General features: G+C 31.8%; 6 protein-coding genes. All 6 read left to right on the plus strand.

Features of this window, described 5'->3' with window-relative positions; translation table 11 throughout:
* Positions 1 to 81 precede the first annotated feature (81 nt).
* Positions 82 to 1,902 carry a right-handed parallel beta-helix repeat-containing protein gene (locus KV700_RS15855; protein WP_254712934.1) on the plus strand — a complete coding sequence of 607 codons (1,821 nt, stop codon included), beginning with the start codon at positions 82 to 84 and terminating at the stop codon, positions 1,900 to 1,902.
* A gap of 17 nt (positions 1,903 to 1,919) precedes the next feature.
* Positions 1,920 to 3,542 (plus strand): T9SS type A sorting domain-containing protein, encoded by a 1,623-nt coding sequence (locus KV700_RS15860; RefSeq protein WP_218598471.1) that lies wholly within the window; start codon positions 1,920 to 1,922, stop codon positions 3,540 to 3,542.
* Between the two features lie 8 nt (positions 3,543 to 3,550).
* Positions 3,551 to 4,945 carry a sulfatase gene (locus KV700_RS15865; protein ID WP_254712935.1) on the plus strand — a complete coding sequence of 465 codons (1,395 nt, stop codon included), beginning with the start codon at positions 3,551 to 3,553 and terminating at the stop codon, positions 4,943 to 4,945.
* A 309-nt stretch (positions 4,946 to 5,254) separates the two neighbouring features.
* A complete protein-coding gene (locus KV700_RS15870) occupies positions 5,255 to 8,323 on the plus strand; it encodes a TonB-dependent receptor (protein ID WP_218598472.1) in 3,069 nt (1,022 codons plus the stop codon).
* Positions 8,324 to 8,335: 12 nt separating this feature from the next.
* Positions 8,336 to 9,802, plus strand: a complete 1,467-nt coding sequence (locus tag KV700_RS15875; protein ID WP_218598473.1) for a RagB/SusD family nutrient uptake outer membrane protein — start codon at positions 8,336 to 8,338, stop codon at positions 9,800 to 9,802.
* A gap of 137 nt (positions 9,803 to 9,939) precedes the next feature.
* Positions 9,940 to 13,053, plus strand: a complete 3,114-nt coding sequence (locus KV700_RS15880; protein ID WP_218598474.1) for a TonB-dependent receptor — start codon at positions 9,940 to 9,942, stop codon at positions 13,051 to 13,053.
* Positions 13,054 to 13,055: the final 2 nt, after the last annotated feature.

Here is a 13,055-nt window from a genome sequence, read left to right on the forward strand (position 1 = left end):
GAATACAATCTTTATACGCATAAATACAGTATAAGAGCATTATGTGCTTAGGTTTACATAAGAAATTAAAATTATATTTTTATGAAGAACTTTTTCACTTTTATGTTTTTGTTATTTTTAGGATTCACTTCTAGTGCACAAAATGAAACCATAAATGTTGCAGATTTTGGTATTAAACCAGGTAAAGATGTTACGTTAGAGCTGTATCAATTAATAGACTCTTTAGAAGGAAAGAAAAACATCACGTTGTTTTTTCCAAAAGGGCAATATGAATTTTATCCAGAGAATGCTTTCGAGGTTTATAGAGCAGTTACAAACCACGATAATAGTTTAAAGAAAATAGCTTTTCCAATTTTTAATTTCGATGGTTTTACGTTAGATGGAAACGGTTCTACATTTATGTTTCATGGTAAAATTGTACCAATTACAGTAGAAGGTTCTAAAAATACAACACTAAAAAACTTTACAATTGATTGGGAAAAATCTTTTGTAAATGAGTTAACGGTAACAGAAAATAATAAAGAAGAAAATTCTTTTACAGTTGATGTTGCCAATGAAAAATTTGGTTTTGAGGTTAAGAATAACCAAATATTATTTAACCATTACGATTGGCAAGATGAAATTGGTCAGAATATGGCTTTTGACCCTGCTACAAGATCTCCTATTTGGCAGACAAAAAATTACTATTTAAAACCACAATCTCATAAAACAGCAAAGATTGTTAAGATTGATCATAAAACGGCAAAGTTTATCGATTATACTAAAAGTTTACCTCCAGTAGGAACTGTATTTGCAACGTATGGCAATAGTCCGGGAGCAAATAGATTTGCACCTGGTATTCATTTATCAAACTCTAAAGACAACGTTTTAAATAATATTACTGTTTTAGCAGCAGGAGGAATGGCCTTAATTGCAGAAAGATGCGAAAACATTTCTTTGGACACATTTATAGTTACTTCTAGAGATGATAGAACAATTTCTACAAGAGCAGATGCTACTCACTTTTTAGGATGTAAAGGAACCATTAAGTTAGAAAACTGTTTGTTAGAACACATGCTAGATGATGGTATAAACGTTCATGGAGCTTATGTAAAAGTTGAAAAATATTTGGGTAATAATACCTTTTTATGTGAAACAAGTCATGTGCAACAGTGGGGCTTTATTTTCGGTGAAAAAGGAGATGAGGTAATGATTATGTCAAGAGAAACAATTCTACCAATTTTTAAAACAGAAATAAAAAAAGTTAAAGTTTTAAATGAAAGAAGAATGTTAATTACCGTAGCAGAAGTTCCTGCAAAATTGCCAGAAGGAAAACTTTCTTTAGAAAACCTTACTTGGTATCCGGATCTGTACATGAATAAAAATATCATTAGAGAAAACAGAGCAAGAGGAGCATTAATTACTACAAAAGGAAAAGTGGTTATAGAAAATAATTATTTTTCATCTCAAATGCACGGTATTTTAATTGAAGGTGATAATAACAAATGGTATGAGTCTGGTGGTGTAGATGATGTTGTAATTAGAAACAATATTTTTAATACGATTGGTTTTGGAAATGGAGAATCTTATCCATTATTGGCTGCCCCATTATTTACAGAAGACCAAAGAATTGGTGAAGATAAATTTCATAGAAATATAGATTTTAGTAACAATATTATTAAAAGTTTTAATGGTCATTTAGTAGATGCTTTTTCTGTAAAAGGATTAAAAGTTACTGGTAATATTATCGAATTAAGTACAGATTATCCTATGGGATCTACTTTACCAGCAGTACATTTAGACTTTTGTGAAGATGTAATCATTGAAAAAAATCAATTTAAAAACTTCAATTTCCCTATTAAAATAGAAGTAAAAGAAAATGTTAATTCGATAAAAATAAAACGAAATAAAGGAGTCAAATAATTCTAAAATTGAATTTTATGAAAATTTCAAAAGATAGATTTTTATCTTGGTGCTGCTTTTTTTTTATAAGCGTTGTATTTGCTCAAAATCCTCTAGACAGAGCACTTCTAGCAGATAGTTATTTTTACAACCCTAGTATTAATACTGCAAATCAATTGAGTTTTCCTAATGGAGCTAGTTCAACCGCTGCTTTACAAAGTATGATAAATAGTTTGTCTAATGCTGGCGGAGGAGTTTTAACCATAAATGCGGGCACGTATACTTTGGGGCAAATTCATATAAAAACAGGGGTGCATATTCGTGTGTATCCAGAGGTTATTTTTAAAACAACCCCAATGAATTCTATGTTTAGAGTTGGATATGATAATAATTTTGAAAATGTTTCTAATTGGAGTTTTCAAAGTACAAATGGAGAGAAGTTTACATTTGATTTTTCAGACATGCAACCTAATGATGGTATAAGAGCTTTTCAATTAGGAAATACAACTAATTTTAGGTTAGCAGATTTTGTAGTTTTAGACAATTATACAAAATTTAATGCAGTTTCATCTGGAGCTGTTGGAAATACAAATGAACCAGCAAAGTTTGCCTCTTTTGGAATTATAGAAAATTTAGATATTAAAAAAGCACATTATGGTTATGGTTTAACCCAAAACCAAGTTATACAAAATACCTTATTTCGAGACCTATCAGGTGAAGGTGGTGTTACTTTACGCTTAGAGTCGGGCTTTTCTGGTCTAGCCGATTTATATGTAACAGATAAAACGCTTGTAATTAATAATGTTTACGGACGAAACATTTCTTGTACAAACGGAGCACATGCAGTTATGATGTCTCCACATACCATAACGCAAGGAATGGTAGATGTTAGAGATATTTTGGGAGTAAGTTGTGAAGCTGTGGTTTCTATTAATTTTGGTTTTTTATCAAAAGATAAAGGGCAATCGGATGCCAATGGAAACGCAATAAATGGGCATAGTGCAGGAACTTTTTCAGAAGAGTCTGTCATTGCCAATGTTTCTGCCACGTATGGTGTAAATGCACAAGTAAGAGCTGCACGATTAAGACACATTCCTTGTGCATTAAGAAACTACATTAGTTCGGATAAAAATTTAGACGACGAGTCTTATCAAGCTCCATCTTTAGCACCTGTTTATTACTTAGCTTTAGAAGAGTATGTTTCTAAAGGAAACCCTGCCGGAAGGTATAAAATTGTTTTAGACAATGTTACGCATACAGGGTTTTCATCCGAAGTTAGGGCAGATGGTTTAATTACCGATGGAGGAGAAAACGATTTTGAAGGTTGTGATATTGATGGTTCTCCAATTTGGATTACTGGTGAAGATAAAAATACTCCAAACCCTTTACAAACATCTACAGTAGCAGAAACATTAAATACCCATAAAGAATTGATGAATGATGTTGTTATTTATCAATTAGAAAATCAACAAGTTTTAAGGGTGAAAAGTGATTTTAATGCGAAGATTAAGATCTATAATTTAATAGGTCAATTGGTTAAAAATGTTGTTAAAAATAACAATGAAATAAGTATAGATACTTCTCAATTATCAGAAAGTGTTTATATAATTCGTATTGAATCAGAAAATAAAATAATAACTAAAAAAATAATTATTAAATAAACTAAAAGATGAATTTATTTGTAAAACATAGTGCATTTATGGTTTCTGTATTTATTTCTTGTGCTTTATTATCTTGTAAAGTGAATAAGCAAAAGAATGCAGAAGAGCCTACAACTACAAACACATATAAAAAACCAAACATTGTTTTATTATTTGTTGATGATTATGGTTGGTCTGATATTGGATATCGAAATTCTACTTTTAATACGCCAAACTTAAATCAATTTAAAAAAGAAAGTTTAGATTTTACACGAGCATACATTCCAACACCAACTTGTAGTCCGAGTAGAGTTTCTTTGCTTACAGGTAAAGAATCTGCAAGGTTAGAAATGTCTAGACACGTACCGGAAGAAGAGTTGTTTATCAACGAAAAATATAATTTATGGCCTACTGATCCTGTACAAAGACCTTCTATAAATTATTTGCCTTTAGAGGAAGTTACCTATGCAGAAGAATTAAAAAAGCACGGATATTACAATTATTTTATTGGTAAATGGCATGTTGGTCATGTAGGGAAGTATCCTATAGATCAAGGTTTTGATGCTGAGTTTGGTACAACAGATAACGGTCACCCTAAGAGTTATTACTTTCCTTTCTTTAAAAATGGAGATCCAAGAAATTTTATGAAGGATTATAAAGAAGGAGATTATTTAACGGATGTTTTAACGGATGGAGCGGTAGATTTTATTAAGAATTACGATAAAACAGCTCCTTTTATGTTGTCTTTCTGGTACTATTCTGTACACGGACCTTCTGTAGGAAGAAAAGATTTATTAAAAAAGTATCAAGATGCTGGTTTAGAAGGTAAATACGCACATCATGCAGCTATGGTAGAAGCAATGGATGCATCTGTAGGGCGTGTAAGAAAAGCAATCAAAGAAAAAGGAATTGAAGATAATACCGTAATTATTGTGTTGTCAGATCAAGGAGGTGCTTATACAAACGCACCATTAAGTGGAGGTAAAAAAGGAGGTAATACTTTAGGAGAAGGTGGAGCAAGAGTACCGTTGTTAATTTCGTATCCAGGAGTAACCAAACCAAATACAGAAACCGATATTCCTGTACAATCTATAGATATTTACCCAACATTAGTAGAGTTAGCTTCTGGTAAAAAGTACCAAAACGATGCGATACAGGGAGTTAGTTTAGTACCTCTTTTAAAAGGGAATGAAATTGCAAAACGTAATTTATATTTCTTGAGAAGTTACGAAGATCAATACGCAGCCGTAATTTCTGGAGATTGGAAATTGATAAAATACCACTCTGGTAAATTCCAATTATTTAATGTAACCAAAGACATTAGTGAGCAGCATGATTTAATTGGCACAGGTTTAAAAATTGAAGCTACTTTAAAGGAAGATATTCAAAATTGGGAACGTGATTTTGTACCTGCTTATAAGTAATTTACCATTTAAAGTTAGTCTTAATAAATAAATATTTAACTTTTTATTTATTTTAAATAGTTGTTTTATAGGTGTTTACTTCGTTTTTGTGTCTCGATTTACTAAGAAGCACATTTAATTTACTAACGTCTACAAATGAACTTCTTAAAAATATTAATTTTAATACGCAGTAAAGATTAACTATGATTTAAGAGATGTTTAACCTTTAATTAACAGTTCTGAAATTTCAATTCTAATGAAATAAAAAAGATAATTAAGAGTACAAAACACAAAAAACTAATTTGAATAAAAACGAATAAAACTCAACTTATGAAATTAAACTTTTTATTAAAAAACAAAATATTAGCATACAGCCTACTAAGCTTATTTGCTATTTTATGCTGTAGTTTTGATGCGTATGCACAAAAAGTAGCTATAAAAGGGACTATTACAGATCAATTTGGTACACCTTTACCTGGTGTAAGTGTATTAGAAAAAGGTAGTACAAACGGTACAACAACCGATTTTGATGGTGTTTATACTATTTCTGTATCTGACCAAAAAGCTTTTTTAACTTTCTCTTACATAGGATACGCTACAAAAGAAGTTCAAGTAAACAATCAAACAAACATTAATGTTGCTTTAGAAGAAGAGGTAGGGCAATTAGATGAGATTGTTTTAGTTGGGTATGGTAGTGTAAAAAAATCTGATGTAACAGGTTCTGTATCTTCAGTAAGTGCAGAAGAGCTTACTAAAACTCAAAGTACTTCTATAGCACAAGCAATTCAGGGTAGAGCTCCAGGGGTTTCAGTAACCAAAAGTTCTGGACAACCAGGTTCTACACCAACGGTAAGAATTAGAGGTGTTGGTACAGTTAATAATGCAGACCCATTATATATTGTAGATGGAGTGCCTGTTAATGACATTACCAATGTAAATATGGATGATGCAGAAACGGTTCAAGTATTAAAAGATGCATCAGCAACTGCTATTTATGGTTCTAGAGGTGCTAACGGAGTAGTGTTAATTACTACAAAGGTAGGAAGTAAAAATAGATCTACGATTTCTTACAAAACCTACACAGGTATTGAAAATAGAATTGATAATCTAGACGTGATGAATGCAGAGCAATGGGCAACTCTTTACAACGAAGGAAAAGTAAATGATGGAGCTACTCCAGAAGCTGCTTTTGCAGATCCATCATCATTAGAGTCTTATAATTGGAAAGATGCTGTTTATAGAACAGGTACTATTGTAAGCCATCAATTATCTTTATCTGGTGGAGGAGAAAAAACATCTTATTATGTTTCTTTTGGTAAATTAAAACAGAAAGGAATTGTAAGCAATACGTCTTTTGATAGAACAAACTTTAGAGTAAATAGTACGTATCAAATAAAACCTCAAATTAGAGTAGGGCAAAATATACAGTATTCAAAATCAAGCTCTAATGCTGTAGCTTCTTTTGGGGGGAATTCTAATAATAAAACAGCTTTTATTGGATTTGTTGTAGACCCAGTCTCTCCAATTTACAATACAGATGGTTCACCTGCAAGACCTTTATATTCTACAGAGATTAGAAACCCTGTGGGTTTAACATTGTATGAACAAACACCTTTAACAAAAGAAAGTTTTTTAGGAAACGTTTTTGTAGAGGCTGATCTTATGAAAGGTTTAAAGTTTAAATCTAATTATGGTTTAGAAGTTAATAACAGAAAGATGGACAACTTTCAATCTGAATACTTCATCTCGGCAGAACAAAATAGACCAGAAAATATTTATAGTTTATTAAGATCAGAGAATAGAGTAAGTGTTTGGTCTAATACGTTAAGCTATAATACTACAATTAAAGAAAAGCATAGTATTAGCGCCTTGTTAGGACATGAAACTCAACAATTAGATTTTAATAATGTTTTAGCGAGTAGAAGTGCAATTCCAGAGGGAATCGAGAATCCTACATTGGGTTCAGGAGCTATAGATTCATCAACAAATAATGGTACTATTTCTAGCTCATCATTATTGTCTTATTTTGGTAGACTAAATTATAATTATGATGATCGATATTTATTTACAGGTACTTATAGGATTGATGGTTCTTCTAGATTTGGAGACAACAATAGATTTGCTCAATTTCCATCTCTAGCCTTAGCATGGAATATTCATAATGAAAAGTTTTATAATATTGATGTCATTAATCAATTCAAATTCCGTGTTGGTTGGGGAGAAACAGGAAACCAAAACATCCCTAATTCTGCAATATTTAGTACGTTAAGCACTAGTGAAAATTATTTATTAGGTAATGATGAAACAACGGTAGTTGGTTTAGCGCCATTAAGCCCTGGTAATCCAGATTTAAAATGGGAAACAACAACTACTTCAAACGTAGGTTTAGATTTAGGTTTGTTACATAATGCACTTACATTTACGGCAGATTATTTTATAAAAACAACTTCTAATATGTTGTTAGAATCTCCAATTTTACAGACTTCTGGTTATCAATCACCTCCAACAATAAATGCAGGAGAGATTGAAAATAAAGGACTAGAATTCTCATTAAATTATAAGAAAAGAATGAATGATTTTTTCTTTAGTGTGGGAGGTAATATTGCTTTTATAGACAATACAGTACTTAGTTTAGCAACAAAAGGGAGTGTTATTAGCACAGGAGCTACTGGTAACGGTTATACTGGTATTAGTAGAACTGAAGCAGGTAGACCTATCGCTTCTTTTTACGGATTAGAAGCAATTGGAATTTTTCAAAATCAAGATGAAATAGACAACAATGCTAGTTTAAATGGAAATAAACCAGGAGATGTTAGGTACAAAGATTTAAATGAGGATGGTTCAATTAACGATGATGATAGAACTTTTATAGGTTCTCCATTACCAGATTTTACTTACGGAATTAATCTTGATATGACATATAAGCAATTTGATATGACAATGTTTTTTCAAGGAGTACAAGGGAATAAAATTTTTAATGCTACCTCATATTTGCTTGATGGAAAGTTAGACTCTAATCTAAATACTGAATATTTAGGAAGATGGACTGGAGAAGGTACTACTAATTCTATACCTAGAGCTACATTTGATGGGTTTGCTAATAACAGCAAGCAGTCTAGTAGATTTGTTGAAGATGGATCTTACTTAAGACTTAAAAATGTACAAATAGGGTATAATTTTTCAAAAGACGTTTTAAGTAAAACATTTTTTTCAAAAGCTAGAATTTATGTAGCGGGTCAAAATTTATTTACCATAACAGACTATAGTGGGTTAGATCCAGAACTGGGTGTAGATGAAACTCAAAACGATGGTAGTAGAACATCTTTAGATATAGGAATTGACAGAGGTAGATACCCATCTACAAGATCATTTTCTTTAGGACTAGATATTAACTTTTAAAAAGCATTCATTATGAAATTATATAATAATATTAAGACATATATAAAGTACAGTTTACTAGTTGTAATAATTACAATGGTTTCTTGTTCAGACAACTTAGATTCTAAATCTTTTGGAGAACCTGTTTTAGAAGATTTCTATACCAATCCAGTACAAGCAGAGCAAGCTTTAATAGCAACATACTCCTCTTTAAGAGAATTGTACGGTACTAATTTTTGGGCAGTAATGGGAACCGATATGGTTTTTGGAGAAATAGGTACAGACGACTTTATTAAAGGAGGACGTACTGCCGAAAATAATGCACCATTATTTGAAAGAGATAAATGGGCAATTTCTACAACAAACCCTATAATGGCTGAACTATGGAAAGTGAGCTATAAAGGTATTTTATATGCAAATTTGGTGATTGAAAATGTGCCCAATATTACTTTTGATGATACTGAAAGGAAAAAGGAAATTTTAGCAGAAGCTCATTTTTTACGTGCTTTCTATTATCTAAACTTAGTAAATTCTTTTGGAGGAGTACCAATTATAGATAGACCTTTAGGTATTGGAGAGTATAATGTACCAAGAGCAACAAAAGAAGCTTCTTACACTTTTATTGAAGATGATTTAAAAATTGCAATAGCAGATTTACCTTCAAGATTAAGTCAAGGTTCTGATTATACAGGTCGTGCAGATAAAGGAGCTGCTTTAGGAATGATGATGAGAGTTTCTTTATATCAAAATAAAATGAGCCAAGTAGAAACGTACGGAAATCAACTATTTGCTTTAGGTTTTGAATTAACACCAGATTATTCTACTATTTTTGAACCAGAAGGAGAGTGGAATTCTGGTTCTCTTTTTGAAATTAGCTTTCTTTCAGATGCAACTGCATCAGGTAGTGGAATACCGCAACGTGTAAGTCCAAACAGTAATAAAGGAGGTGGTTTTGTGCAAGCAAGAGATGGTTTAAGAAATGAGTATGAGGCAAACGATCCTAGATTAGATGCTACTTTATATTTTAGTGATGCTACTTACGGTACCGATTGGTATGTAAGAAAATATGCTTGGGCTCCTTATACTAAATATGAAATACCAACAACAAGTAGAAGTAAAAATAGCTCTAATAATGTTCGTATTATTAGACTTGCAGATGCGTATTTAATGTATGCAGAAGCTATTTATAGCACAAACCCTGCAGAGGCAATTAAGTATGTTAACAAAGTTAGAACTAGAGCAAGAGGTACTGCTTTACCTACTGTAGTTCCAGATTTACTAGGTACATTATCAGGTCAACCTTTATTAGATGCTATTTATCATGAAAGACGTGTAGAGTTGGCTGGAGAAGGTTTTCGTTTTCACGATTTAGTAAGAACTGGTAGAGCAGAAGCTTTATTAAGTCCTTATGGGTTTGTAGAAGGCAAGCATGAGGTAATGCCAATACCTTTAGATCAAGTTACGTTGTCTGAAGGTGTTCTAGAACAGAATAATTACTAGTTAGATGATCTTTTTTTTTATATGTTATTTTAAATTAGGTTGAAGCTGTTTCCTAAACTCTTCTCAATAATTATGATAAATAACAATAGTAAAAAGACAAAAAACTAATTTGAATAAAAACGAATAAAAATCAACCCATGAAATTAAACTTTTTATTAAAAAACAAAATATTAGCATATAGCCTACTAAGCTTATTTGCTATATTGTTCTGTAGTTTTGATGCCAGTGCACAAAGAACTACAATAAATGGTACTGTAACAGATAGTGCAGATAATACTCCTTTACCGGGAGTTTCTGTGGTCGTTAAAGGTACAAAGAGAGGTGTAAGTACAGATTTTGATGGTAATTTTACTATTAAAGCTAAAATAGGAGAAACTTTAGTGTTTGCTTATTTAGGCATGCAGAATAAAGAGGTAGAAATTACAAAAACACAATTAAATATTTCTTTAGATTCAGATACAGAATCTTTAGAAGAAATTGTGGTGGTTGGTTACGGAACTGTTAAGAAAAAAGAATTAACGGGAGCTGTAAATAGAGTGGTTACTGGAGATATAGATAAGTTTGTAACACCAGATGTTGCCTCTGCATTACAAGGGCAAGTTGCAGGTGTAAATGTTACAGCTAGTTCAGGAGAACCAGGTGAAGCAGCAAATATTCAAATTAGAGGGGTAACTTCATTAATTGGTTCAAATACACCATTATTTGTTGTAAATGGTATTCCTCAAATTGGTGATCCAGGATTAAGTCCTAATGAAATTGAAAGTATCGATATTTTAAAAGATGCTGCATCTACAGCTATATATGGTGCAAGAGGAGCTGCGGGGGTTATTTTAATAACTACCAAACAAGGAAAAGCAGGGCAAATGAATGTTGGTTTTAATTATACTTTTGGTTTACAGACTGTTGGAGATGAGGCAACCCCTTTAATGAATACAGAAGGACAATTGTTTTATGAAGTAAATAGAAATGCATATACTGCCATTAGTTTTGATCATATTGTTGCGCGTTACCCAGAATGGATTAATAATGATAATAAATTTGATGACTATGTATTAAATAGATATGCAGAGGTTAAAAATTATGATTTTAGTGTTTCTGGTGGTGCAGAAAAATTTACATATAATGTTGTAGGTAGTTTATTTGATCAAGATGGTTCTATTGTAAATTCAAACTTTAAAAGATACAACGGTAGAGCAAGTACAACGTATAATACAGATAATTGGAAAATAGATGGAAGTTTATCTTTTACCATCGAAAAAAGGAGAAGGTCTAGTGCAGGTCTAATTGTGCAAGCAGGTAGATATAAACCATATTACCCAGCAATAGATCCTGATGAAGAATCTGTAGATGGTAGCGCAATTGGTGGTGTTAGAACTCCTTCTGTAGCCTTAAATCAGGCGCTTAGACAATTAGATAATAGTAATAGAGATCGTATCAATGCAAGTTTAAGTGTAAATAGAAAATTATCAGAATCGTTAGACTTTATTACACGAGTAGGGGTTTCTGTTACGAATGATATCAGAAATATTTTTAAACCAAGTTTTTCTTTATATGATTTAGAAAATGATGAAGTAATAACTGATGACACAAGAAGTGGAGTCATTGCCATTGCTTCTAGAACGAATAAGTTTAGTTGGGATGCCAGCTTAAATTATAAAAAGAAATTTGGTAATCATAGTATTGGAGCTACAGTAGCATTGGCTTTAGAGGAAGATAATCATCAATCCTTTGACGCTTCTATTCAGGGAGTTTCTAATAATAATTTATTGGTGTTAGATGGCGGTACTATAAACCAATTAGTAAACAGTGGTTATAATCCAGATATTTCTGGAACTACTGATAATTACAATAAAAAAACGGTAGGTACTATTGGAAGGTTGCAGTATAATTATAAAGGAAAGTATTTAGTTTCTGCATTGGCAAGATACGATGGTTCTTCTAGGTTTGGATCTGAATATAGATGGGGTACTTTCCCTTCTATTTCTGCAGCATGGAATGTTTCTGATGAAGATTTTTGGGAACCAATAAAAGCTACAGTTAATAGTCTTAAAGTAAGGTTAAGTCATGGTACTGTTGGTAACGATAGTTTTGCAGATTATGAATATGCGAGTACAATTGCTCCTTTTGGAGATTATGTTTTTGATGAAGGAGATAGTGGAGAAGAATTTGGAACATCAATTATATCTTATGCAAATGCAGATGTAAAATGGGAAACTTCTGTATCTAATAACGTTGGTGTAGATCTTTCTTTTTTAAGAAATAAAATTACAGTTACTGCAGATTACTACAATACTAAAAAAAGAGACATGTTATTCCCTGTAACATTACCTGGTTCTGCAGGTGCATATTATGATAATATTTTAGTTTTAAATATTGGAGATATGGAAAACAAAGGGTTTGAATTTGCTACAAACTATAGAGGAAAAGTTGGTGAAAGTAATTTAAGATTGGGAGCTACTTTTACAACCAATAGCAACAAGATTACAAAAATGCAAGATGGCGTTACTATTGTGCCTAATAATGGTGTAAGATTGGTAAATGAAACAACCGAATCTACAGTGTCATTTATTGCAGTTGGTCGTGAGGCTGGTTCTTTCTTTTTATATGAAACCAACGGTGTGGTACAAACGGATGAACAGCTTGCAGCATATAGATCTTTAGAAGGAAGAGAAGATGCAGAAAAAGGAGACTTAATTTATGTTGATACTAACAATGATGGGAAAATAAACAATTCTGATAGGGTTTATAAAGGTAGTGGATTGCCAGATTTTGAATATGGTCTTAATTTAAACTGGAATTATAAAAGTTTCGATTTATCTATGAATTGGTATGGTACCGTTGGTGCAGAAGTATTAAATGGTAATAAAGCAGCTTCTTATAATTATGAGCGTCATCAAGATTTAAAGAATATGTGGACACCAAACAACCCAACTTCTCAAATACCAATCTTTAGAGGTGATGCTTCTGATCATTATAATTATTCTGGACTTACAGATTACTGGTTAGAAAATGGAGATTATTTAAGGTTGAAGCAAATCTCATTAGGGTATACGCTATCTGAAGAGGTTACTTCTAAAATTGGTCTAGATAAATTTAGATTTTATCTTACAGCACAAAATGCACTTACGTTTACAAAATATTCTGGTTATGACCCAGAAGTTGGCTCTAACAATGTTGCCAGAAGAGGTATAGATAACTCAAGATATCCGCTTGCAGCAATATATAGTTTCGGTTTAAATATTAATTTTTAAAA

Source organism: Polaribacter sp. NJDZ03 (genome assembly GCF_019263805.1).
Lineage (GTDB): Bacteria > Bacteroidota > Bacteroidia > Flavobacteriales > Flavobacteriaceae > Polaribacter.

What these genes read in the sequence shown, in the direction of transcription:
- KV700_RS15855 (WP_254712934.1), top strand. Translation starts at nt 82, where the DNA reads ATGAAGAACTTTTTCACTTTTATGTTTTTGTTATTTTTAGGATTCACT.
- KV700_RS15860 (WP_218598471.1), top strand. Translation starts at nt 1,920, where the DNA reads ATGAAAATTTCAAAAGATAGATTTTTATCTTGGTGCTGCTTTTTTTTT.
- KV700_RS15865 (WP_254712935.1), top strand. Translation starts at nt 3,551, where the DNA reads ATGAATTTATTTGTAAAACATAGTGCATTTATGGTTTCTGTATTTATT.
- KV700_RS15870 (WP_218598472.1), top strand. Translation starts at nt 5,255, where the DNA reads ATGAAATTAAACTTTTTATTAAAAAACAAAATATTAGCATACAGCCTA.
- KV700_RS15875 (WP_218598473.1), top strand. Translation starts at nt 8,336, where the DNA reads ATGAAATTATATAATAATATTAAGACATATATAAAGTACAGTTTACTA.
- KV700_RS15880 (WP_218598474.1), top strand. Translation starts at nt 9,940, where the DNA reads ATGAAATTAAACTTTTTATTAAAAAACAAAATATTAGCATATAGCCTA.